Below are 25,081 nucleotides of genomic sequence, written 5' to 3'. Positions count from 1 at the left end.
TTAGATGGCTGGCTATTTTTCAGTATTATTGGTGTTAATTACGCTAGGTTCAGGCCTCATTTGGTTGTTGGACCACTTATTATATGCACCGAAAAGAAAAGAACGTATCGCGCTTGCACAAGGGAGCAGTGGCACACTTTTAGAAGATGATGTAATTGCTGAGATAGCACCTGAACCTGCAATTGTTGAAGGGGCAAAGTCGATTTTCCCAATGATTGCCGCCATCACAATTTTCCGGTCGTTTATTTTTGAACCATTTCAGATCCCATCAGGGTCAATGATGCCAACGCTACTAGATGGCGACTTTATTCTAGTACAAAAGTTTACGTATGGTATTAAAGACCCAGTGTGGCGTTCTCAACTTGTTGATGTAGGCGAGCCAGAGCGCGGGGATGTAACGGTGTTTAAGTTTCCTCTGGACGAGCGTATTGATTTCATCAAACGTATAATTGGTTTACCAGGGGATCGTATCGTTTATCGTAATCGACAGTTATACATTCAGCCAAAGTGTCAAGAGGGGCAAACTCAACAAGGCAATTTGGTGTGTGGCGAGTATAATAAGATTAAGTTAGACATTGTAAATCGTGATGAATATAAGCAAGGCTCAATGCAACTGGTACGTTTGACAGAAGATTTACCAGGTGTACAGCACGATATACTCATTAACCCACAAGCACTGGAATTAACTGAACGTTATTACCAGCAGCAGGGCACCCGAAAAGATGAATGGGTAGTACCTGAAGACAGCTACTTTGCAATGGGTGACAATCGCAATAATAGTCAAGACAGCCGTATGTGGGGCTTTGTACCTAAGGCAAACTTAGTCGGTAAAGCCGTATTTATTTGGATGAGTTTTGAATTTGATAATGGCCCAGATAGCCTATTACCAGGCTGGGTTCCAACTGGTGTTCGTTTTGAACGCCTAGGTAATATTCAGTAGCAATGAAAAGAAACGTAGCAGAATTATACAGTAAGATAGGATATCAATTTAATAACGAAGCATTGCTTGAGCAAGCTATGACGCACCGAAGTCATAAAGGCCAGCACAATGAGCGCTTGGAGTTTTTGGGCGACTCAATTTTAAGTTTCGTTATCGCTAATGCCCTATATGAGCAATTCCCAAAAGCGCGTGAAGGCGATTTAAGTCGGATGCGTTCAACTTTGGTTCGAGGTCAAACCTTGGCTGAATTTGGTGTGGAATTTAACTTAGGGGATTACTTAAGGTTAGGTCCTGGGGAATTAAAAAGTGGAGGGTTTCGTCGCGAATCAACACTTGCCGATGCAGTTGAAGCAATTATAGGCGCTGTATTTTTAGATTCAGATATTAATAAATGCAGTGACCTTATCTTGCATTGGTATCAGTCTCGGTTAGATGCCATCTCTCCAGGCCATAACCAAAAAGATCCAAAAACTTTATTGCAAGAATATTTGCAAGCACGCAAACTTCCGTTGCCAGGCTATACGGTTATCGATACAAAAGGTCAAGCACATAATCAAACATTCACGGTAGAATGTATTGTTGAAGGAATGGATAGTATTATTTCAATCGGTAGCTCACGTCGAAAGGCGGAGCAAAAAGCTGCCGAAAAAGCATTGAAGATCATAAAAAATGACGCCTAATACGCACTGTGGCATGATAGCCATCGTTGGTCGCCCAAATGTTGGCAAATCAACACTCTTGAATCAAATTGTTGAGCAAAAAGTGAGTATTACATCACGTAAGCCACAAACCACTCGCCACCGTATAATGGGTATTCACACAGAAGACAATTATCAAGCTGTCTATGTTGATACACCCGGGCTTCATATTGAAGAGAAGCGTGCTATAAACCGTTTAATGAACCGTGCAGCATCAAGTTCTATCGGTGACGTTGAGCTAATTATCTTTGTTCTGGAAGGTACGCTTTGGAATGCTGATGATGAGATGGTCTTAACCAAAGTCATGGGCAGTGGTCGGCCTGTTTTAGTGGTAATGAACAAAGTTGACCAAGTAAAAGATCATGAACTTGTTTTACCGCATATGCAATGGTTGAGTGAGCAGGGGAACTTCGCCGGTATTATTCCTGTTTCTGCGAAACAAGGTAAAAACATTGATATGGTAAAAGAAGAAGTGCGTAAGCGTTTACCTGAATCTGAGTTTTACTTTCCTGAGGATTATGTAACCGACCGCTCAATGCGTTTCTTGTCAGCTGAAATTGTGCGTGAAAAGCTGATGCGTTTTATGGGAGATGAGTTACCTTACTCAGTGACTGTTGAAATTGAACAGTTTAAATGGCAAGACAATGGCGTGTGGCAAATAAATGCGTTGATCTTAGTTGAACGTGAAACCCAAAAGCGTATGGTGATAGGTAACAAAGGCGAAAAGCTTAAAGTTATTGGCCGTGAAGCGCGCAAAGATCTGGAAGATATGCTTGATAACAAAGTCTTTTTAGAGCTTTGGGTTAAAGTGAAGTCTGGCTGGGCTGATGATGAGCGTGCTCTGCGCAGTTTAGGTTACGGAGAAGAATGATTGCATAGCGACTTTCGGCAAGCGTATTTATTGCATCGACGTCCCTATAGTGACTCTCAATTGATGCTCAATATGCTTGTTGAAGGCGTTGGTCACCTCACTATGCTTGCTCGAATCAAGGGTAAGCAATCATTGAAGCATAATGCCCACCTACAACCTTTCGGGTTACTTCTTTGTCAATATGCCGGGCGATACGATCTAAAGTACCTTAATAAGTTCGAACTCGCCTCAGGACCTTTGCAGTTATCGGGTAAACTATTGTATTGTGGTTTTTATTTAAATGAACTGACCTATCGTGCAATACCGTGCAATGAACCATTAGAGCAAGTTTTTGAATTGTATCAAACCCATTTAACATTGTTGGCTAAGTGTGATGATATTGAGCCTATTTTACGAAGTTATGAATTTCAATTGCTGAGTATGTTAGGGTTTGGTTTAGAGTTTGATTATGATGCACATGGTGAACCTGTGAGTGCGAAGTACTCGTATCAATATGTTGCCGAGCTTGGCTTCATTCGCACTGATCAGCCTCAACTGGGTTTTTCAGGTGCTGTGCTATTGGCTATGGCGGAACATGATTTTGCTAAGCAAGCAGTACGCCAGCCAGCAAAACACTTGAGCCGATATTTATTAAAACCGCTTTTAGGACATAAAGCCTTAAAAAGCCGAGAACTTTTTATATCAAGGTAGAACAATGAGAGATATTTTATTAGGTGTTAATGTTGACCACATTGCGACATTACGCCAAGCGCGTGGTACCCGTTACCCTGATCCAGCTCATGCGGCTTCTGTTGCCGAGCACGCTGGTGCGGATGGGATCACGATTCATTTGCGTGAAGACCGTCGTCATATTCAAGACCGAGATGTTTATGTTATGGCACAAACCATCCAAACTCGTATGAATCTTGAAATCGCGGTCACTGATGAAATGATTGATATTGCATTGGAAGTAAAGCCGACTTACGTCTGCTTAGTACCAGAAAAACGGGAAGAGCTAACAACGGAAGGTGGTTTAGATGTAGTGAGTAACGTCGAAAGAATCACAAGTGCAGTAGGACAGCTTGCAAAGGCTGGTATTAAAGTGTCTTTGTTCATTGATGCGGATAATGCACAAATTGATGCAGCGAAACAAACAGGTGCGCCGTATGTAGAGATCCATACAGGCGCGTACGCTGATGCTGAAACAGATGCTGAGCAACAAATTGAACTAGAACGAATTCGTCTGGGTGTTCAATATGCAGATAAGCAAGGTATTATTGTCAATGCCGGACATGGTTTACACTATCATAATGTTAAACCGATAGCCCAAATGCCAGAAATATATGAACTTAATATAGGTCATGCCATCATTGCTAGAGCCGCGGTTGATGGGCTTGAAAAAGCCATAAGAGACATGAAACGTCTGATGATTGAAGCGCGACAAGCGTGATCAATTTTTTATTTATCTGCGACAAAGCCGACATTATGTCGGCTTTGTCGCAAATAAAAGCTGGCGAAAGCCACTTTGGTTACAATTAAAAATTAACCCTGAGCTGCTAAAGCGGTCTTAACGGCAAACAAGTATTGTTTATCAGCTTTGGCAAACTGTGTAAGCATTCGTTGCTGAATATCTTCATTAGCCAAGCTTAACCCTCCCGCAATGTTGTCCGCTAGCTCTCGTTGCTGTACTGGGCTCATTAAGCGAAATAAATCACCCGCCTGCGTATAGTAATCTTCGTGATCTTGGTCATGTGGTTTGACCCATGCATTCTGTGCCAGTGGCATTGGTGGTTCTGCGACTGCCGGATCAGGGCTCGGGGCACCAGCATCAATTCTGTCGTTGGGGTAGAAGTTGACGTTGTTATTACCGCTGTTTGTGGTGGGATCAGAAAATGGGCAGGCCCCTGCGAACGCACCGTCACGTTGGTAATTATGGACAGGACACTTTGGCGCATTAACAGGAATTTGATTTGCGTTTACACCAACACGGTATCGATGCGCATCTTGGTATGCTATTAACCTTGCTTGTAGCATTTTATCTGGTGATGCACCGATACCAGGCACCAAATTACTTGGAGCAAATGTCGCTTGCTCAGTTTCAGCAAAGTAATTATCAACATTGCGATTGAGTTCAAGTGTACCAACATCAAGCAGTGGCACTTCATTGTGAGGCCAGACTTTGGTTAAATCAAATGGATTGACACTCAGCGCTTTTGCTTGTGCTTCCGTGATAACCTGTAACTTGACTTTCCAACGGGGAAAATTACCTTGCTCAATGGCAGCCACTAAGTCTTGCTGTGCGCCAAATGATGGGTATTTATGTGCATCATCACTAGATACCGTTTCAATACCTTGTTGGGTTTTTAAGTGCCATTTTACCCAAAACCGTTCACCATCTTGATTCCAAAAGCTTAAGGTGTGTGAACCAAAGCCGTGCATATGTCGGTAGCTTAATGGAATGCCTCGGTCTGACATTAAGATGGTCATTTGATGTAATGATTGAGGATGATTTGCCCAGAACTCAAACATAGCAGCCGGATCGGGTAAGTTAGTTTTAGGGTTTTTCTTTTGAGAATGGACAAAGTCTGGAAACTTTATCGGATCATTAATAAAGAACACCGGTGTATTGTTACCTACCAGGTCAAAATTGCCCTGTTCGGTATAAAATTTCACTGCAAACCCACGTGGGTCTCGTGCATAATCACTTGAATCTTGGCCGCCCCCGACTGTTGAGAAACGGACGAATACGTCAGTTTTTTGCTCTGCTTTTTGTAAGAAGCTTGCGATACTATAGTGTGTCAACGATGTGTTTAACGTAAATGTCCCATATGCCCCAGTGCCTCTTGCGTGCACCACTCTTTCAGGCAGTCTTTCACGGTTAAAGTGTGCTAGCTTTTCAAAAAGCCTGAAATTATCAAAAGTAAGCGCGCCTTGCTCACCAGCAGAAATACTGTTGTTGTCGTCTGAAATAGGGGCGCCAGCCGCTGTAGTAAGAGTCGTTTTCATAATGCCTCCGCAATAGTGATCAAGTATTAATTAGACCTAACGGTCTATGTTCAGTGGCTGCCATGACAAAATTAAGTAAGCTATGGGCTGTCCACACAATGCAGTATAGAGAGTCTATTGATATCTTATAAATGATAAAAATGGCTTGTTGCAATCAATTTAATCGATGGTTTTTTTGTGACATATGTTGTTATGTATATGTAAGTCATTGGAGGCGTTGATTTGTGAGAGGGTGCATATATTAATTATGTTGGTAAACTCAAGGTACTGTAAATGATTACCAGCATGGGTTAACTATGAAAAAGTGGCAGTACGCATTTTTGAAAAAGCAGGGGTTGCCAGCACATTATATCCAAGATGCTGAGCCGATACTGTCATGGTTCAACGCGGCGTATACTCATGCGCAAGTCCAATCTAACCGTTTACCGTTTTGTCTTGGTATTAACGGCGCACAAGGCAGTGGAAAATCAACTTTGGCACACTATTTAGCTCGCTCATTAGAGGCACAAGGGTTAAGTATTGCAGTTGTCTCTTTGGATGATTTTTATTTATCTCCTGAAGAGCGAAGCATACTTGCTAAGCAACATCACCCGCTGCTGGCAACGAGAGGAGTGCCGGGTACCCATGCAATAAAACTTGCCATCGAAACTGTTCGGTTATTTAAAGCTCAACAGGCATTTACTTTACCAAGATTCGATAAATCACAAGATAGACCATTTCTTCCGAAGTATTGGCAAACGATAGAAGTGCCGCCAGATATTCTGATCTTTGAGGGTTGGTGTGTGGGATTAAAATCAGAGCCCTTGGAACGGTTATGCCACCCTTGTAATACATTAGAGGCGCTGCAAGATACGCAGGGTAGGTATCGGCGTTACGTAAATCAATGTTTAGCGGCGGACTATCAGACTCTGTTTTCTTTAATTGATAAATTAGTGTACTTGAATGTTCAAACGTTTGAGCGTGTTTACCAGTGGCGGCAGCAACAAGAACAGCAATTAAAATGTAAATCTGGAAAAGGCATGACTGAGCAAGAGGTTTCTCAATTTATACAGTATTTTGAAAGGCTTACTAGGTGGGGAATGGCTTCGTTACCAGAGCAAAGTGATTTATCAGTCACCATGGATAGCACACATCGTTTCAATCTAACTTAACTCTTCATTCAGTACTGCACTGTCTCAACCCGAAGTTATTTAGTATCACGTTCATGTGTTTTTTAAGTTTTTGTTTTATATGCTTTTAAATTTCAATGTGTCTTACCTTGTAGTCTTGGACGACATACGCGTCGGCAAAATATATGCTTTTCGAAAGCCATGAGTGGAGGTGTGGATACCAACTTTGAGGCACAGAAATAGTAATTCAGTAATGCGGTTGTCAAGTGTAAATATAGGAACCGCTTTACCTTTACTCATAAAGTGTGTGTTTTAACGATAAAATGGAGTGATCAATGAGTGTAATGAATAGCACAGAGTCAAAATTTGAAGATTTTAAAATAAATGTAAAGTTGAAGATTTCAGCACTTTGGATAGCGGTCATGTTTTGCTATGTATATGGTGATTATATACAGATATATGTACCAGGAATTATGGCTAAAGCAATGGCGGTAAATAGCAGTATTGAAACTCAACTCCAATTTCTTGCTGTGGCAGTACTTATGGTAGTCCCAAGTGTGATGGTGTTTTTTACATTGGTACTTAAACCAACAATAAATCGCAGGGTAAATATCATCGTTTCTATGTTTTTTATACTCATGCTGGTTGCAACAAACTTGACTGAAATCTGGTGGTTTTACTTATTCTTAACAGCAGTTGAAGTGGCTATATCGGTTGCAATTGTACTATATGCATGGCATTGGCCGAAAACACGCAAAGCAGAATGATTTCTGAATAATAACGATCCGTCATAGAGGTTTAAAAATGAATATTCAAAAAGTAATCGTATTGTTTATGTGTTTATGTAGTGTTTTGAGCAGGGGGTCTGATGCGAGTGTAGAAAATGCAATTGAGGCTTTTGAAAATAATGAGCTTTCACGAGCTCAAAAATTGTTGTTACAGAATGACGAGCTCAGTTCTATTAAGTTCACTTATTTAGCGCGTATTGCCTTCGAACGCCATCAACTTGATGATGCTGAAAATTATATTATAAAAGCGATACAATTAGATGACAAGAACGCACATGCTCATTTTGTGTTTGCCGATATTGCTGCTAAGCAAGCGGACGCCGCGAGTGTTTTCAGTATAATGGGTTACCTTGAAAAGGTTAAACAAGGATTAACACTGGCGGTAGAATTTTCTCCTAATAATGTAGAATATCGAGAGTCGTTGATCCAATATCATATGCATGTGCCGACCATATTAGGAGGAGATTTAAAGGTAGGGTTAAAACATGCCCACGCACTGAAAAAAGTGAGTCCTTTGCTGGGCGCAACGGCATTAATCCAGGTGTATGGTAAAATGGGAGATGAAGAAAAGCTCAGTCAAATATCAAAATTAGGTATGCGAGATTTTGGTGATGAACCTCAGTTTCATTATCAACTGGGAATATACCATCAAACCCAAGGACGTTATGCAGACGCGTTAGTACGCTTTCGCAAGGCGACAGAATTAGATACTAACACACCCGAACAATCTCGAGCGAAATACAGAGCATTATTTCAAATTGGTCGAACAAGTGTACTCAGTGAACGCGATTTAGATGAGGGAGAAAAAGCATTGAAACAGTATCTAAATGAAGCGGTAATTTCTAATAAAATGCCAACAAAGGAATGGACAAAATTTAGGCTAGCAAATATTTTAGAGGCAAAAGGTCTAAAACTCAAAGCGAAGCGTTTGTATCAGGACTTAGCGAATTATGTTGTAGACGACGAGTTGAAAAAACAGCTAACGAACAGAATAAAAAAGTTAAAATCACTTTAGTAACTCAGCGGATGGTATTGGGAAGATATTTTACTTCAATAGGAAAGAGGAGCTAATGTTTAGCTCCTTATTTTTATCTAAAAACGACGAGTAATCGATTGATATTGCAATCCGGTGTACTCGAGTCAAAGTTAATCGTCACTTTTTGATTTGCTGTGGTAGCGGTCAAGGCCACACTGTAAATATTCTGTAAGCCAGAAGCTGTTACGCCATTTTTTTGGCAGATAAGTAGTAGTATTTGGGTATAGAATCATTTGTGCATTTAGCATGATCTTGTGTGAAAGTAAGTACAACATCTCCATTAGACTGAGGGTAAACTTTGTTGATTGTAGATGCATGCCATGTCGGTTCTGCACTTGCGAAACCAGATATGCTGTGCAGGGCTGTGATAGCACATACGTTGCTTATTTTATTCATATTGACTCTCGTTTAAATTCAACTTCATTTTAGAGATGTCTGGGATGAGAATAAAACTTGCAAAAGCTATATATACGTATCGATCTTCAGGTATGACGTAGCGCTGTAAAGGTTATCAGAATTCCTATTTGCAGGTCTCATGCTCAAGGGGATTTTACATTTCCACCCTTAATTATATTGTATACAATTTACATTATACCTTTATTTGTGTTACAAATACGAACGTTGTGTTTAAAACGAGTCACGGCTTTGGCTAGGGAACATCTGCATGGCCCAGAATAATTGACATCGTGTTTATTAAAAAGACTGGGCTTATATTTGTTAATTTACCCTGTATTACAGCTTTTAAATTTTATGTAATACATTGTATTTAATAGCAATTAATGGAAATAAATGATGTGTGTAATCAAATAAAGCATAAATATAAAACACGCTCAGTTTAAAGTGTTCATGCTAGAGAGGTTAGGTGCTGTTACTTGATTTTTACCGAGTCCCCCTAGGCTTTTAATATCAAGTGACGACTTAGCCTCTCTTAGACCGAAACATCAGCCCCTCTGAGCTATCGAAGATATTGAGTATTAAAATAACAATTAGAAGGAAAACCAAATGCTTTTTAGAACATTGACCTTATCAAGCGCAGTGCTGCTTGCATTATCCGGCTGTGGTGGGAGTAGTTCATCAACTGAAACAGTGATAGCCCCAGTAGCTGAAACACCCGTAGTAGAGCCTCCGGTAGAAGATCCCCCGACTACACCAGAAGTTGATTTCTCTAGCGCGGATGAGCCTGCACTGAAACTGGATGTGGTGAAACTAAATATTAGTACTACAGAAGGACAAGGTCGATCGTATTATGTAGACGTGCCTGAAGATAGTGAAACGTTAGTGGTGAGTTTATTTTCGGGCACTGCTAATAACGGTTTAGGTGATCCTGATTTGTATGTGAAATATGAAGAAGAAGCAAGTGCAGGTGCAGAAGGTGTGTTTGACTGTGTTTCATATTTTGGTACTAACGAAAATGAAGGGTGTATTATTGACAAGCCAAAAGCGGGTAGATACCACATATTCATTGATGCGTATGAAGGTGGGGACGCCGTTGATGCCTCCATGTTTGCAACAACAGAGCTGTTCAGCGGCAATGTAATGTGTGATGAACCTGTACGGATCCGCGCACAGTCAATGTCTGAAGCGGAACTCCATGATGCATGTGATATTGTTAAACGCACTAAAAGGGTGTTTGATGAAGTGTTACATTCAGGAATTACTCCCGAATTCCAACAGGCTGTTGCAAATGATTTAAATGAAATCACCAATATTCATATTTTCGAAAGCTTATCAAATCATGCTGCTTGGGCTGAGCATTTGAGAAACACTAGCAATACCAGTGGTATTTATTTTGAAACATCGCCTACAAAGTGGTGGCATAGTTCTGATATTTGGACTTTTGATGCTCTTGAGTGGAGTGGCGGACGATCGGTACTTCGATCATTTGCGCACGAATATATTCACGCATTAGATGGGCGATACAACAAAGAAGGCGGCTATAAAGGCAGTTTAGGTTGGTGGAGTGAAGGCCTCGCTGAATATTTGAGTACTTTCTATAATAGGTACTATTCACGTGTCTCAACTGCGAATAGTGAGGAGTCTTATACGTTAGCTGAAATCTTCGCTGGTGATGCAAATATATACACTTGGGGACAGCTTGCGGTTGCTTTTTTAATTGAACAACGTTCTGACCTTGTGTCTCAAATGCTTGTTCATATGCGTGCTGGGCAGTGGGAAGAGTTTGACACCCTAATGGCAAGTATTGCTGCTGATAATCAACCAGCGTTCGAAAACTGGTTAAAGATGACACTGACCGAGCAATATAAAGCAAGTGTCGAAGTTGTTGCACTTGGCGATTACCAACAGATTAATGGTCGTGGTGGTTGGTTATTTTCTGTGGATGTACCAGCTGGCTTACCTTCTGTAACATTTGCTACCTCAGGCGGCTCGGGGAATGTTGATTTTTGGGTTAAGAAAGGCGTTGAAGTTCATCCTTCTATCGATACTGAATTTACTTGTAAGTCAGTTACAGACAACACAAATGAGGAAAAGTGTGTACTGGCTACGCCTGAGTCAGGCAAGTATTACATTGCAATTTCTTCAGACTTTATAGGGTCAGATATTATCGACCTTAATTTCACAGCATGTGCAGGTGATGAGTGTAGTGTTACGACTCCAGAGCCAATCCCACTTGTTTCAGCCACAGAACCTTACTTACCACATTGGCCAGAAAAAGGGACTATTGGTACCTGTAGCTTAGCAGAAACCTACTATGATTCTGACAAAACAGCGCAAGATTTAACGATCACTAACCCAACTGAAAAGTTGGTGAAAGTGTATTGGTTAAATAGAAAAACAGGTGATAAGTCCGGTGACTCTTATGCCACTTTAGCTAAAGGCGAAAGTTATACCGCGGATGATTGGGACGTGGGCCATAGGATCATGCTTACCGATGGTGCTGACAACTGTTTAGGTGTCGCACTATTGAATGAGGAAAATAATGCATTTGAAGTAACACAAGAGATGGTTAAAAATGCCTTAGATGTTGCACCTCCACCGGTGATCCCAGATGCAACAGCCGAGATGGGGAGCTGCGATTTAGCAGTACCTTATTCAAGAACGTCAGACGCAGCGCCTGACTTACAAGTTGTGAACACCATGACTTCAGCAGTTAAACTATATTGGATCAACAACAACACAGGAGAGCCGTTATTGACAACGACTTATGCAACATTAGCGCAAGGTGAAATCTATACAGAAACATTTTGGTCTGCGGGTGATCGCATGATGGTTGCAGATGAAAGTAATAACTGTATTGGTGTATTGGATCTCAATAATACCAGTAATATTTTTGTACTTAAATGAGTTTCAGCCTAAATTGATGTTGCTTTAGTATTTATCAGTAAGTGAATCAGATGGGCTTGGAGTCTTACGGCATGGCGCTATAAATTTAGCGCCATGTTTTATATGAATTGTCGTGTATTAGAAATGCCTGTTTAGCACACTGCTGAATATGAACGGCTATTTATTCATCTCTCTATGGTTTTATAGGAAGGGTGTTTTTACAAAATAGGGAGTTTAATTATAAACATGGCGCCACCAGAGGAAGATCTGGCTACACTAACTTCTCCGCCCAATTGATTAATAGCACCTTTTACAATAGCTAACCCCATGCCGAGCCCCCCGGTTTTTCTAGTACGACTGCTGTCTAATCGAGCATAGGGAACAAAAATAGTGTCATGGTCATGCTTTGATATGCCTTTGCCATCATCTTCAATCGTTATTTTGAGCACACCTTTTGTACTTATGACTGTTATATCAACTTGTTGTTTAGCATGTTGCGCCGCATTTTTTAGCAGGTTATCAATAATTAACCGCAAGTGCGTTGAATTACAGTAAACGGTGATATTTTTGCAACAAAGGGTGTTAATACTTATCACTGAGCGCAGTGTAAGTTGTTCGACTCGGTATGCGATAAAACGGTTTAAATTAAACGTTTTGTTACAGTCTTCTTTTACTTGCATGTTGAGTTTGGAGAATTGAATTACTTGTGTACAAAGCTCATCAATGTCGCAGATATATTGATCAATATTGTCAATTAAGGCGAGTTGTTCAGAGGTGAGACTGTGTTTTCTGAGGATACCTGAGGCCAATTGTATTCTACTAAGCGGTGTTCTGAGCTCATGTGGAACGGCTTGTGCAAAAATTTGGCTTTCATTCATTTTATTAGATAATGCAGTCGCCATACTATTGAAACTTGTTGCGAGAACAGTTAGAGGCTCCGAAAGGGGCTTAACCCGAGCGGCTAAATCGCCTTTACCAAATTGATAGCTCATTTGGTTTAAGTGATTGATTTCTTTTTGAAGCTTTCTTATCGGCAGGTATAAAACAACACCGATCACTACGACAATAACAATCAAGACAATAAAAGGGGCATATACTTCTATATCGAAAGAGGAAGTAGGCAGAGCGTATTCTTGAAGCGAAAATTCTTGTTGTTTGTCTTTGATAATGAGTTTATCTGAGCTGCCCTCGACTGAATGAATAGATAATAAAGCTTCGTCTTTTAATTGATATACATCGGCGTTGTTATAACGTGCTATAAAAGTGCAATGTGGACACGATAGACTGATATTGTCAGAACCTAACCAGATAAAATCAAAAGGGTACAGTGAGTTATCAATATATAGATAGAAAATATCCGCAGGTGTTTTGGTCATTTTCCTTTGGTTTTCCAATACATGCTTTACAAATAAAGTATCTGTTACAAAGTCAGCTATTTCATCCCGTTCATTCCACTTATCTAAAATAAAAATCGTCACTAAAACACTGCAAAAAATAGCCAAAAATAGTAAGCCATATAAGCGGGTAAAAAACGGCATGATCAGCTTATTCATTGATGAGTAGATACCCTTTATTTCGAATTGTTTTGATCCGTTTATACGGTTGTTGGTCATCATTGAGCTTTTTTCTAAGTCCAGAGATACGCATGTCTATGGAGCGGTCTGAGATCTCATAATGAATGCCTCTGAGTGCGTGAATACAATCCTCTCGTGATACTGTATGGCCTGCATTTTTGTGCAGCAGTGCGAGCAAATCAAACTCAGAGGTCGTTAAATTAACTAATGTGTTGTTTAATGTTACTGAGAATGTATCATAATTGATTTGAAGTGTATGAGATGGCTCACTATCGGTCTCTATGACGTCAACGTATGTTCTTCTCAGTAGTGCTTCTATTCTGGCGGACATGATATGTGGTTTTACTGGTTTTCTTAGGTAATCATCTGCGCCGCATTTTAATAAGCTGACTTCACTAATATCATCCTCTCGGGCGGTTAATACGATTATCGGTCCAGTATAAAATGCCCGAGCCTGTTTACACACCTCAAATCCATCGACACTTGGCAACATTAAATCAAGCAAAATTAGGTCGGGAGATAAATGACGAATTGTGGTTATGGCTGTGTTGCCATCCGCAACCACGGTGGTTTGGTAGCCATCACTTTGCAAATACATCTCGGTTAATCGAGCAATTTCATGGTCATCTTCAATTATGAGTATGTGCACTGCGGCTCCGTATGTTGTGACAAATCGTGCATTATAGTGTATTGATTTTAGCAAAAGTTTCGATGCTTCTTACAAACGCTTACAAAGCAATTTATGGCTTACATAGGCTTACGCATTCATGAGCTCTTTTCTTATATGATTTTTGCTAAGTAACCTCAGGTTTGGATAAGGGTTTTGGAATAGGAAATGTTTTGAAAACAAACTTACGTACAATCCAATGATGATATTTTGTTCAATATCAAGGCGCTTTTATGCAGTAACAGCGGGCTATTATAAATGAAAGCAACGCCGAGAGTGAGAAAAATAGCTGTATTGGGCAAATTCGCTTATCCAGAGCTGGGGTTAAGTATTAATCAAGAGGAATACCCATGAAGATAACCTATCTAAATTGCTTTTTAATACCATTTGCTGCGTCACTGTTATTCGGTTGCAATTCCAAATCAACGCCTAAAGGGACTGTGGTCTCGATTGAGCCAACGCCACCGATAAACCAAGCGGGCAATACTGCAGGCCTTTCAATACAAACATTGGCACTTGGGATCAGTGAGATCCCGAGCTCGCTTGCAAGTACTTACACTAAAACGCTGAAATTTAATCGTTATACTCAGGTATCAACGCCCAATAGCAAAGCAATTCATATTGTTGCTCAAGATCAGATCACTGATAATCAAATAGTACGAGCACGTTCTATTTTAGAGCACTTTTTAGCACCGCTGCCTGATTCAGAGTATGGCTCAGATAAAACGGCGGTGGCGAATAAAATGTCTGAAAATGGGGCAATATTATTGCTATTAAATGGGGTTGATGACGGTACAAATAAAGCGGCAGAACTTGATGGACAACCACTTTATTTTGGTGAGATGCAAGTAGAAGGGCATCAGTGGTACATCACACAAGATTATGCTCATCGAGACGCTTCATATGAAGAAATACTTCATTTGGTACACGATTATGGTATTGGTGTTGATCAAAATACGGCATTTAATGGCGCATTACCGAGCTTTCAAGCCGAAATTCGCTCGGCGCAAATAGAAGCGCAGTCACAGAACCTCTGGGGGATGGGAGCTGTGGATTGGATAACTGAATTAACCGCAGAGAATAGCTTATCGCAAGAATATTTAGCCGCCGTTGTAGATGTATATTACGGTTTATGGGGAGCAAATATGGAATTTCCTACAACTGGAATGCATGATTTATATGTTGCTAAGACACGCGAAGATATTGTGACAAAAGATCCACTGGGTGCAACATTAATGGATAATAAGTTTTTCGCTTCTTATTTAACGTATAACGCCAGAATAGATGAAAGTTTTACCGGAGACTTCAGCTTACTGTTTAACGCGAATTTGCCTTATACCCATCATGCACAATATTTAAAAGATGTGACGCTCACTGGCACCAACAAAAGCAATGTAATAGTGAATCAACTCGACAATCACATCACGGGAAACATAGCTGAGAACACGGTGATATTTTCAGGATCGTCAGTCGAATATCAAATTACCCATGCTAATACTTATGTAACGGTGGAAGATATGCGAGATAACCGAGATGGGAGCAATACACTCATAGCGGTCGAAAAAATCCGATTTTCAGATATAACATTGGATGTGTTGAGTAATTAACCTCAGCTCTGGATAAGCGAATTTGCCCAATAAAGGTCTTTTTCTCACTCTCGGCGTTGCTTTCATTTGTAATAGCCCGCTATTACTGCATAAAAGCGCCTTGATATTAAAAAGTATCATCATTGGATTGGACGTAAGTTTGTTTTCAAAACATTTTCTATTCCAAAACCCTTATCCAAACCTGCGGTTAATTAACCATGCGGTTTGAATGAGCACAATACGTGAAGGTTTTTGTTGAGAATAAGTCAAGGTGAACGCACTAATACGGCATAAATACCGAGAAATTAAAGCAGTAAAAAAGGCGCATAAGCGCCTTTTTCAAATTATGTATTAGCTATCTATGTGATCTTCAACACCGACGATTAACCAAGGTGCATCTCCTGCCGTTTTGCGTTCCAAGTGCCATACTTCATGAATTGGCTCTTCTTGCATATCGCCTAAATCACGGTATTTACCTTTGAACATGATACTGATTTCCCATACGTCAGGTTGTGTATCTGCACGAACCATTTCGGCATCGATAAACATCACTTCTGTTGCTACATCACCTTGCTGTTCGCGTTCTTGTTTGAACTGAGTTACTAATTCAGCGCTTAAATACTCAGCCATTGTGGTGTAGTCTTTGCTATTCCATGCGTTTTGTAATGTATGGTAATGTTGACGTGCACCTTGCAAGAAGCCATTTACATCAAAATCACGGGGCAGATTGAACGGCACATCCTGTTGTTGAGCAAAACCACCGGACGTTGATTGTTGTGCTTGAAACTGTTGAGGTTGGTTAAACGCTTGTTGCTGGTTAAATTGCGGTGCACCAGCCATTTGTGGCTGTTGACGCTTTGCCATAAAGCTTTTGATGAGCTTGAAAATCACAAATGCCGCAATAGCAAGCATAAGCATTTCCATAAACTGAAAGCCTTCGAAGTCGTCACCTAGCATTGATGCAATCAAACCGCCGGCAAGTAAACCACCAAGTACGCCCGCCATGATGCCTTTTTTACTTGATTTTGGCTTCGCTGTTTTATTTGCAGCCAAAGATTTAGTATCCACTTGCTTTTTTTGTGCGGTGGTACTGGTTTGGTGGGTTTTACCTGATTTCTTACTACCAAATTTTTTGCGGGCTTCAACCTCAAAGCTCGTGGCAAATAATAGTGAGATTAGCGAAAACAATACTATAAAGTTTCTCATAACAATCCTATAAATCTTAAGTCGTTAGGATTTTAAAGAAACTTGTCCAGAAGATAAATATAAAGCGATGAAATTAGGTCGAAAAGAAAAGGCGCAAAGCGCCTTTTTGTAAACCTTTATAACCAGCGCAACGCGCCACTGACTTCATTGTGATAGTCTTCAATAGGTGTACCGATATCAGCCACTAATATGGTGTCGGCCTTCTGGCCATTGCCTATCATGCCAGCAAATCTTTCATCGTTGAAATGGCTGTCATTATGTTTATATTCATTACTCTGGGCTGGCACTATAAACACTGTCATCGGGCCATGTTCAGATTGAAAAACTAAATGAAGGCTTTTCTGACCTTTAAAATTACAGAAAGTGGCATAGGTTACCTTGCCTGGTAAGCTATCAAATTGACCACCCAGCATAGCCAATTTTTCATTGACAACTTGCAAAGCCACTTCTTGACTACGCTCTAGCGCATTGACTTCATAATAAACATGTTCTAGTGCGTGCTCACCAGCTTGCAAAGGGGCGCTCGTAGCACTCATAAAGTAAATGCCTACCGCTAAAACCATACTTGCAGCCGTAGCGAATGGTTTGTCATATTTTCGATACCATGCAAGTGGGATCACATTGCTTGCTTGGTCTTCTTGTTGCTGTACCAATATACGATCAGCAAGACCAGCAGGTACTTCTACTTGTAATGCACTTTTTAACTGTGCATCAAAGTCTTGCAACTCATCCACCAAGCTTTGTTGCTCTGGATTATCAATCGCATGATCAATGACTTCCGTGTCATTGGGATCTGCAAAAAGTCGACGACGAAATTCTAATTCATCCATCAGTTTGACGCCCCTTTAATAGGTTCATGATTTTCAGTTAAAGCCTCTTTCAGCTGGTTACGAGCTCGGTACAACCGTGTCATCACCGTATTTTTGTTTAACTCTAATATTTCAGCTATCTCTTCACCTGAGCACCCCATCACAACTTGCAATAACAGTGGCTCTCGATATTCAGCAGATAACTTACCAATTTGCCTTTGTATGACGGTTTGTTCCATCTCTTCGTCAAGTGTGACACTTCTATTATCCACTAAGGTGTCATTTTCTACATCAGCGTAATCAAATTGCTTTCGTTCAAAACGCCGAGCATTCTCGCGTCTTAAAATCGTTAATAACCAAGGCTTTGCGGCATTGTCATCTTGTAATGATTCTAATGACCGCCATGCCCGTAAAAATGTTTCTTGTACTAAGTCTTCAGCGACAGTGGGATCATGGCACAACCAATAGGCGAAGCGGTATAGCTCGCTGTGATATACCTGAACCAAAGATTCGTAACGTTTTTGTTTTGTGGTCATGCTAATAAGACCTTGTAGTTGTCAATTTTATTGCAACATTTTTCAATTATTTTCACTTAACTCAGTATAGCTGAGTTAAGTGATTGTCTGCTTTCGCAGTTTTCTTTTTTATGGCTTGATTTAGCATCTGAAAGAGCGCAGATAAATCTACCGAATGTTCACCCGCACTATAAAGTGAAGCTTGTAATTTTGCAATTTCGATATTTAAGTCAGGGTTTGCTAACTGATTAATCCAAGCATCTAAGGTGAGATTATTGGCTTGTGCACTGGCATAATGCCTCAGAGCATTATAAAAAGCCGCATTATCTTTGTGCCGAGCTGCATTTTGCAATGTTTTCAGCGTTGGAATTGAGGTGTTATCTTCACTTGGAACAGGCGATTTAACCTGCTTAGGTTTACGAATGATCCAAACAATGATCGTTAATAGCCATATTATGTAACCAGAGAGCATTATTAGCCAGTTGTAGTCATTTCTCGGCTGGGCAATTTGCTCAGCAGTCAGCGTAGACACTGCATCTTGTGTTTTAGCCGGTGTAGTGAGTACAGGGGCAGTCACTGTTGGAGTCGCGATTTGATTTACATCAGCAATGACGGAAATAGTTCTGGCAGGCAAAGTAGCATATTCAACACGTTTAATAACGGTATTGAACCAAGGAACTTTCATCTCAGGTAACGTATACGTGCCTGGAGTCTGCGGCACGAGAGCAAAGGACGTAATGAGTTGTGAAATAACCCTTCCATCACGAGCCAGTTGATTTCGATCGCTTTCATCTGGGTAACTACGAATCCCTGATATTTGCGCCATACTAATATCGGGCAATTGCTCTTTAGTGATGCCAACAGCGGTCAGGGTTAATGTTCTCGTTATGGGCGTACCGACGGTTACTTCATTGCTACTAGGTTGCCACTCTTCACTTAAATTGACAAGTTCGCTTGGCAACCAAGCACCTTGATAATTTTCAGGAACAGGTTTTACTTCAATTGTGAGTGGTTTAGCAACTGCAGACACAGCCATACGTCGATAATTTTCGCGTATCTGGCCATTGAACATAGGCGGTTCTAACGTGTAATCACCGCTTTTTTGCGGTTGAATGAGATATTCTCGTGTTATCACCATATAGCGACGGCCATCAAGTACTTCGTAATCTTCACTTTGCTTACCCATTAAGGTAATTTGCGCATCGTTCATTACAGGAGCCGTTAATTGGCCATCCAATAAATCTTTTCCGATATAAAGTTTTACGGTGTATAAGCCAGCTTGCTGCACATATAGGGTTTCTGGACTCAATGTAGTTTTAATGAAAATGTCTTCTTGTGCTGTGCCATCTTGACTACGCGCAATCACTTTTAGACTAATGGGCTGAGAGCTTTTCCCATTGACAGTAAAGCTTGGAATGGTAAACGTGCCTGCTGTGCGGGCTAATAACTGCATTTGCCATGTAGTTTGACTGCTCATACTCCCGTTTATAATGTTTGTACGTGAACCTACGCTCATAGGACTAACGACAAACTTTTGTGCTAGCGCACTGGCGTCAGGCTGGCTGCCAGAGACTTTGCCATCCGCTTCGATAGTGAGGGTGAAATACTCGCCAACGAGTACGGGGTTCTTATCAACACTGGCACTGAGCCTTTCAAAAGCGGCTACACTGTAGCTACTCATTATTAGAAATAGGGGGATCAGTAAACGCATTACCATGATTTTTCAACTCCTCTACGGCGCTGCTGCTGAGCACGCTGTTGTGCTTCTAACTGCATTTTGTTACGTAATAAAATAGCGGGATCATCAGGCACTTTTCTCAGTAACTGACTCAGCTGCTGCGCTTTTTCTTTTTCTTCAGGGGTAAGTGGTTTTGCACTCACGTCTCCTATTGGAGAGCTTTCTTGTTGCTCCGGTGCTTGGCCTTCCTGTTGGGACTCGGTAGGTTGTGTATTTTCTTCAGGTGCTTGATTGTCTTCAGGTTGCTCTGTATCACCTTGCTGAGCAGCTTCGGAGTTATCTTGAGCGTCTTGTTTTTCGCTGTCACTTTGCATTTGCGGGTCGTTATTTTGTTCGCCATTTTGCTCAGATTCGCTACTTTGCTCTTGTTGATCAGATTCATTTTGGTCAGCGCTTTGCTGTTCTTCAGAATTACTCTCATCGGAACCTTCGCCTGATTGATCTTGAGATTGCTGTTCTTGATCTTGATCTTGATCTTTATTTTTAGATTCGTCTTCAGATTTATCTTGTTGTTCTTGTTGCTGCTGCAACAATTGCTCTACGAGTTTTTTATTATCAAGTGCTTGCTGTAATTGTGGGTCGTAACTCAGTGCACGCTCATAGGCAGTAATTGCTTCTTCAAGCTTTCCTGATTTAGCGAGTGCATTACCATAGTTATACTGCCCAAACGCAGTTTTTGTGGGCTCTAATACACGTGCAGCGTCTGCAAATTGCTCTTGCTTGTACAATGCAGCGCCTTTTAATTCAAGGTTATCAGCGGAACTAGCGTCAGAAAAGTTATCTTGGTTATAAGCCGCTAGGGCATTTTGGTCGGTGTTTTTGAACCAAGATTGCCACTCTGCCGCGTAGACCGTATCATATGGCAGTAACGTAACCATTATAATTGCCAATGTTATTCCCGCTTGTCTGATAAGTAATAATGCCAAAGGTAATAAAATGAGTAATCCATATTGCCCAGCATCTATTCGCCATAGCATTTCGGTTTGTTGTGTTTCATCCAATTGTGTATGGCTGTTTTGTGGCTTGAATAAGCTAAGGTCTTGCACCCCAGGGCTATATGCTGCAAATTGACCTCGTTGTGATTGTGCTAAATTAGATAATCGAGATACATTTAGCTTCGGTACGACGATTTGTCCGGAATTGTCTTTTAAAAAACCACCTTCAGGTAAAGCAATTGGGGCACCTTGCTCAGTACCGACAGCATAAATATGTAATCTGTATGCATGATTTCTTAGTTCAGCATGAATATCATCAACATCTTCTTGGTCTAGGCCGTCTGTGATTAGTACTATTTCACCTTGTACATAGCCTGCTTGTTGAAGTAGTTCTATTGCTTTATCAACCCCAGCAAGGACATTTGAACCCTTACTTGGCATAATCGCAGGACTTAAGCTAGGAATTAAATTACTCAGTGTTTGTGCATCGCTTGTTAAAGGTGAAACGGTAAAAGCATCCCCTGCATAGGCGACTAATGCAGTATCACCTTCTTTAAATAACTCAACCATATCGAGGGTTTTAAAACGCGCTTGGGTTAAACGATTCGGTGCTATATCAGTTGAATACATAGAATATGACATATCCATCAACACCACACGCGCTTGCTTTGTTTGAAATACGGGTACTTGTTGTTTCGAAAAACTAGGTCCTGCAACACATATAATTGCCGCGAACATGAATACACTGATCAGTATGGGGCTATGAGTTTTTCGTTGTTGCGTACTATCACTGAGCATAACGCTTGCTAAATGCGGTGCAATAAGCGGGCTATGTTTATGCTTTGCACGTTTAACAAAGGCAATGGTGGTCAGCAACGCCCATGGAATGAGTAACCACAGCAATTCAGGTCTAATAAATATAAACTCCATACTAGGCCTCCTGTTTTAAGCCGCGTAAGGCTTTGATGAGAATTGAGAGCATTAATAATGTTAAGACAGCCAATAACGGCCAGTAGAATAAAGCGACTTGCGGTCTAAACGTTTGCGCTTCATCACTAATCGGTTCAAGTTGGTCAAGCTCTTGATAAATTTGTTGCAATCCACTGACATCTTTGGCTCTAAAATAGCTACCGCCAGTTTCTGTCGCAATATGCTTGAGGGTTGCCTCATCAATGCTACTTCCCGCAGAGCCACCCATGCCAAATAGGCTAAATCCACCACGGCCATCTGAGCCAACGCCAACGGTATACACTTTGATACCTTCTTCTCTGGCTAAAATAAGCGCTTCTTCTGGTTTCAAATTCCCAGCGGTGTTTTGCCCATCGGTTAGCAGTATTAAAATGCGGTTGCTGTCTTGTTTTTGACTGAATCGTTTTACAGCGAGTCCCAAAGCATCACCAATCGCGGTCGCACGCCCAACTAAGCCGATTTGTGCTTCTGTTAGCATTTGGCTTACTGTGCTTAAATCTCTCGTAAGTGGGGTTTGTAAGAAGGCTGTGTCGCCAAATAGAATTAATCCTAATCGATCTCCCTGACGTTGCTTGATAAAATCACTTAATACCGCTTTTACGACCGAAAGCCTGTCTACGTAACGGCCTTGATATTCCATGTCTTGTTCATTCATCGAGCCAGATAAGTCGACAGCAAGCATAATATCTCGTCCTTCATTGGGTAAGGCGACAGGGTCATCTAACCATTGCGGATTTGCCGCTGAAACCACTAAAAGTAACCATATAAGTGCTTCTAGCCATGAGACTTTACGTTGATGCTGAGTGATTTTTGGAGCCAATGAAGACAAGCTAGCAAAACTTGGCATTCTTAAACGTTGTGGGGTGGCTTGTTGTGTAGGCTTGAATTTTACCATTATCCAAGGGAGCGGTAATAGTAAAAAAAACCAGGGCCAACTAAACTCAAACATTCACTTTCTCCTTGAGTTTAAATGTACGAATGGCAACACTCAGCTTTTTGGCGAGGTGTTCATTTGGTACTGGAGCATATAGGCTATTAAGCTCCTGCTCATTGAAGGTTTGCCCTGATAATTGGCTCAAGATAGAGGCCCATTTATTTTGTGATTGCGTAGTGGCCAACGTACCATAATAGTGTTTAGCCAACCGCTTTAGCAGAATATGCAATGCCTGCGGATCATTTTGATGTAATTGACTTTGGTTAATCGCCTGCTTTTTCGCTTGTTTATGACAATGGGCGGTGTACAGTAGTCGGCATATTAACCCTATCAATAATAGTGTACTGATAAGAGCGGCCCAAGCGACTGGCGATAAGGGCCACCAAGAAACTTCACTCGGGGGCAGTACGTCGTGTAAGGCGTCAAGTGGTGATGCTTGCATTTAAATTAATACCTCAAAATTTGCGATTCAAGCGCGGTTGCTGCACTAAACCCTTGCATGGTCATGCCTGCACGTTTTAATTGTGCGAGGCGAGCGGAAAATGCATGTTGAGCTTGTTCGGCAAATTTTTCTCTAAACCCTTTGTCCATCAATGGTAATGTCCAACTTTGTTCTCCCGCAGATACAGTCAGTGCCTCTTGATGCGCTGGAAGCTGGAGCTCGAAAGGGTCAGTGATATGGCAACCGATTAGTTCACAATGACGAGCTAAACGCTCTAATTGTTTAAAACTGGCATCATCAAGATGAGTGAAATCAGAGATCAAATAAATTAAACTTCCCGGCTTCGCTAAATGAGCCATGCGCTTTAAATTAGCTTCAAAACTGCTCTGGGCGCTTAATTCTCTATTTTCAAGAGATTGCTTATGTATGTCGACCAATTGATGACAAAGCGCTAACACGCCTCTATCACGGGCTGTTGGTTTTAGCTCATGATGTCCATATTCGCTAAATACAATCCCGCCTAATCGGTCACCGCGTTGGCATGCGGACCATGCCACAAGCGCACTTAAATGTGCAGCTTGGACTGACTTTAATAAGAGTTGTGAGCCGAAAAGCATATTGTTAGAAAGATCGGTGAAGACAAATACCGGTCGTTCTTTTTCTTCTTGGTATAGCTTAGTGTGTACTTCGCCGGTGCGTGCGGTAACGCGCCAGTCAATCGCTCTTATATCATCGCCGTATTGATATTGTCTTACTTCGGCAAACTCCATGCCTCGACCTTTATGTGGAGCCAGATATTGTCCAGCTTGCGCACTTTTCACTCTGCTTTTTGGGCGCAACGAGAGCAAGTTGGCTTTGGGCTTATAATAAAGCAGTTCTTTGAGGCCTAATTCAGCACCATTGCTATGGCACTGGTTTAAAAAAGCCTGCGGAGATAGTTGAGATTGGCCCATGATTACGGTACTGGAACCAATTCTAAGATCCGACGAATAACTTGATCTTTGGTGATACCGTCAGCTTGTGCTTCGTAGCTTAAAATAATGCGATGGCGTAACACATTGTATAAAACACCTTGAATATCTTCAGGGGTTACGAAGTCACGGTTTTGTAACCAAGCGTTGGCACGCGCGCATTTGTCTAGCGCAATTGTAGCACGAGGGCTTGCCCCAAATTCAATCCATGAACCCAGTTGCGGATCAAGTTCCCCCGCTTCGCGAGTGGCAACAATCAATTGAACTAAATACTGTTCCAATGGCTCAGCTAAATGCATAGATAACACATTTTTTCTTGCCGCAAAAAGAGTGTCTTGGCTAATAGGAGAAAACGTCACCGGTTGCTCCGACAGCGCTTCGCCTCGGGTTAGTCGTAGTATTGCCAATTCATTTTCTGCACCTGGGTAGTCAATATTCAGATGGAGTAAAAAACGGTCTAATTGGGCTTCAGGTAATGGATATGTCCCTTCTTGCTCTAATGGGTTTTGGGTCGCCATTACCATAAACAAATCAGAAAGAGGGTAGGTGTTTTTGCCAACCGTTATCTGTCGCTCCGCCATGGCTTCTAGCAAAGCAGATTGTACTTTAGCGGGCGCACGGTTAATTTCATCAGCTAAAATTAGGTTATGAAATAGTGGGCCCTTCTCAAAAACAAACTCATTGGTTTGTTGGCGATAAATATCTGTACCTGTGACATCCGCAGGTAATAAATCAGGGGTAAATTGAACGCGTTGAAAGCTGCCTTCTATGCCTTGTGCTAGCGCGTTTACAGCGCGTGTTTTTGCTAGCCCTGGAGGTCCTTCAACAAGTAGATGACCATCAGCTAATACAGCAATTAACAGCGCTTGGGTCAATTCTGGTTGACCTATAATTTGGGTATCAAGATAGTTTTTTAGTTCAGAAAATTCATTTACAGCCATTGCTTTGTCCTTGTACTGACAAATTTTTCCTAAGTTATAAGGATTTCACTCCAAGAACTCAAGTCTTTCAAATTAATTTTTTTGG

Annotated in this window: 23 protein-coding genes; 10 read left to right on the top strand and 13 right to left on the bottom strand. The window is 41.2% G+C overall.

Annotation, left to right across the window (positions count from 1 at the left end; genetic code table 11):
• Nucleotides 1-4: 4 nt before the first annotated feature.
• The 5 genes from lepB to pdxJ are packed head-to-tail and all read left to right on the top strand — an operon-like array spanning nt 5 to nt 3,938.
• Complete coding sequence (gene lepB / locus J8L98_RS12860; protein WP_210996746.1) at nt 5-940, top strand: signal peptidase I; 936 nt, start codon at nt 5-7, stop codon at nt 938-940.
• Between the two features lie 2 nt (nt 941-942).
• Nucleotides 943-1,620, top strand: a complete 678-nt coding sequence (rnc, locus tag J8L98_RS12855; protein ID WP_192508067.1) for a ribonuclease III — start codon at nt 943-945, stop codon at nt 1,618-1,620.
• Entirely contained in the window at nt 1,610-2,509 is a 900-nt protein-coding gene (era, locus tag J8L98_RS12850; protein ID WP_192508066.1) for a GTPase Era, read from the top strand. Before rnc ends, era begins: the two co-directional genes overlap by 11 nt.
• Nucleotides 2,510-3,199 carry a DNA repair protein RecO gene (gene recO / locus J8L98_RS12845; RefSeq protein ID WP_210996745.1) on the top strand — a complete coding sequence of 230 codons (690 nt, stop codon included), beginning with the start codon at nt 2,510-2,512 and terminating at the stop codon, nt 3,197-3,199.
• A gap of 4 nt (nt 3,200-3,203) precedes the next feature.
• The gene (gene pdxJ / locus J8L98_RS12840) at nt 3,204-3,938 is read left to right on the top strand and encodes a pyridoxine 5'-phosphate synthase (RefSeq protein ID WP_210996744.1); all 735 of its coding nucleotides are present in this window, start codon (nt 3,204-3,206) and stop codon (nt 3,936-3,938) included.
• A gap of 92 nt (nt 3,939-4,030) precedes the next feature.
• Here pdxJ and J8L98_RS12835 read toward each other — a convergent pair whose 3' ends face one another.
• Nucleotides 4,031-5,494, bottom strand: coding sequence for a catalase (locus J8L98_RS12835; RefSeq protein WP_210996743.1), 1,464 nt, complete (start codon nt 5,492-5,494; stop codon nt 4,031-4,033).
• A gap of 296 nt (nt 5,495-5,790) precedes the next feature.
• Here J8L98_RS12835 and J8L98_RS12830 point away from each other — a divergent pair, with 296 nt between their 5' ends.
• The 3 genes from J8L98_RS12830 to J8L98_RS12820 all read left to right on the top strand — a co-directional run bounded on the left by J8L98_RS12830 (nt 5,791) and on the right by J8L98_RS12820 (nt 8,406).
• Entirely contained in the window at nt 5,791-6,645 is an 855-nt protein-coding gene (locus J8L98_RS12830; protein WP_210996742.1) for a kinase, read from the top strand.
• Nucleotides 6,646-6,938: 293 nt separating this feature from the next.
• Nucleotides 6,939-7,370, top strand: coding sequence for a DUF6326 family protein (locus J8L98_RS12825; RefSeq protein ID WP_210996741.1), 432 nt, complete (start codon nt 6,939-6,941; stop codon nt 7,368-7,370).
• 37 nt (nt 7,371-7,407) lie between these two features.
• Nucleotides 7,408-8,406 carry a hypothetical protein gene (locus tag J8L98_RS12820; RefSeq protein ID WP_210996740.1) on the top strand — a complete coding sequence of 333 codons (999 nt, stop codon included), beginning with the start codon at nt 7,408-7,410 and terminating at the stop codon, nt 8,404-8,406.
• 204 nt (nt 8,407-8,610) lie between these two features.
• Here J8L98_RS12820 and J8L98_RS12815 read toward each other — a convergent pair whose 3' ends face one another.
• A complete protein-coding gene (locus J8L98_RS12815; protein WP_210996739.1) occupies nt 8,611-8,823 on the bottom strand; it encodes a hypothetical protein in 213 nt (70 codons plus the stop codon).
• Nucleotides 8,824-9,429: 606 nt separating this feature from the next.
• On the opposite strand from J8L98_RS12815, the gene J8L98_RS12810 reads away from it, so the two are divergent.
• A complete protein-coding gene (locus J8L98_RS12810) occupies nt 9,430-11,730 on the top strand; it encodes a collagenase (RefSeq protein ID WP_210996738.1) in 2,301 nt (766 codons plus the stop codon).
• 197 nt (nt 11,731-11,927) lie between these two features.
• Here the strand turns inward: J8L98_RS12810 and J8L98_RS12805 are convergent, their stop codons facing one another.
• Nucleotides 11,928-13,262 carry a HAMP domain-containing sensor histidine kinase gene (locus J8L98_RS12805; RefSeq protein WP_210996737.1) on the bottom strand — a complete coding sequence of 445 codons (1,335 nt, stop codon included), beginning with the start codon at nt 13,260-13,262 and terminating at the stop codon, nt 11,928-11,930.
• Nucleotides 13,255-13,932, bottom strand: a complete 678-nt coding sequence (locus tag J8L98_RS12800) for a response regulator transcription factor (RefSeq protein ID WP_348771904.1) — start codon at nt 13,930-13,932, stop codon at nt 13,255-13,257. Before J8L98_RS12800 ends, J8L98_RS12805 begins: the two co-directional genes overlap by 8 nt.
• Nucleotides 13,933-14,300: 368 nt before the next feature.
• On the opposite strand from J8L98_RS12800, the gene J8L98_RS12795 reads away from it, so the two are divergent.
• A complete protein-coding gene (locus tag J8L98_RS12795; RefSeq protein ID WP_210996736.1) occupies nt 14,301-15,557 on the top strand; it encodes a hypothetical protein in 1,257 nt (418 codons plus the stop codon).
• A 330-nt stretch (nt 15,558-15,887) separates the two neighbouring features.
• Here the strand turns inward: J8L98_RS12795 and J8L98_RS12790 are convergent, their stop codons facing one another.
• The 9 genes from J8L98_RS12790 to J8L98_RS12750 form a co-directional block, all read right to left on the bottom strand.
• Nucleotides 15,888-16,742, bottom strand: coding sequence for a TIM44-like domain-containing protein (locus tag J8L98_RS12790; RefSeq protein WP_210996735.1), 855 nt, complete (start codon nt 16,740-16,742; stop codon nt 15,888-15,890).
• 116 nt (nt 16,743-16,858) lie between these two features.
• A complete protein-coding gene (locus J8L98_RS12785; protein ID WP_210996734.1) occupies nt 16,859-17,572 on the bottom strand; it encodes a DUF3379 family protein in 714 nt (237 codons plus the stop codon).
• The gene (locus tag J8L98_RS12780; protein WP_192508053.1) at nt 17,572-18,087 is read right to left on the bottom strand and encodes a sigma-70 family RNA polymerase sigma factor; all 516 of its coding nucleotides are present in this window, start codon (nt 18,085-18,087) and stop codon (nt 17,572-17,574) included. The genes J8L98_RS12785 and J8L98_RS12780 overlap by 1 nt, the downstream gene beginning before the upstream one ends.
• 61 nt (nt 18,088-18,148) lie before the next feature.
• Nucleotides 18,149-19,783 carry a BatD family protein gene (locus J8L98_RS12775; protein ID WP_210996733.1) on the bottom strand — a complete coding sequence of 545 codons (1,635 nt, stop codon included), beginning with the start codon at nt 19,781-19,783 and terminating at the stop codon, nt 18,149-18,151.
• Complete coding sequence (locus J8L98_RS12770; RefSeq protein WP_210996732.1) at nt 19,777-21,669, bottom strand: VWA domain-containing protein; 1,893 nt, start codon at nt 21,667-21,669, stop codon at nt 19,777-19,779. The genes J8L98_RS12775 and J8L98_RS12770 overlap by 7 nt, the downstream gene beginning before the upstream one ends.
• 1 nt (nt 21,670) lies before the next feature.
• Nucleotides 21,671-22,657 carry a VWA domain-containing protein gene (locus J8L98_RS12765; RefSeq protein ID WP_210996731.1) on the bottom strand — a complete coding sequence of 329 codons (987 nt, stop codon included), beginning with the start codon at nt 22,655-22,657 and terminating at the stop codon, nt 21,671-21,673.
• Complete coding sequence (locus tag J8L98_RS12760; RefSeq protein WP_192508049.1) at nt 22,650-23,084, bottom strand: DUF4381 domain-containing protein; 435 nt, start codon at nt 23,082-23,084, stop codon at nt 22,650-22,652. The genes J8L98_RS12765 and J8L98_RS12760 overlap by 8 nt, the downstream gene beginning before the upstream one ends.
• A gap of 5 nt (nt 23,085-23,089) precedes the next feature.
• Entirely contained in the window at nt 23,090-24,037 is a 948-nt protein-coding gene (locus J8L98_RS12755) for a DUF58 domain-containing protein (RefSeq protein ID WP_210996730.1), read from the bottom strand.
• 2 nt (nt 24,038-24,039) lie between these two features.
• Nucleotides 24,040-24,996 carry a MoxR family ATPase gene (locus J8L98_RS12750; protein ID WP_192508047.1) on the bottom strand — a complete coding sequence of 319 codons (957 nt, stop codon included), beginning with the start codon at nt 24,994-24,996 and terminating at the stop codon, nt 24,040-24,042.
• Nucleotides 24,997-25,081: the final 85 nt, after the last annotated feature.

The sequence above is a fragment of the Pseudoalteromonas sp. MMG013 genome (assembly GCF_018100885.1).
Classification (GTDB): domain Bacteria; phylum Pseudomonadota; class Gammaproteobacteria; order Enterobacterales; family Alteromonadaceae; genus Pseudoalteromonas; species Pseudoalteromonas aurantia.
Note: the sequence above shows the minus strand (reverse complement) of the source record. Positions and strands in the feature narration are given on the sequence as shown.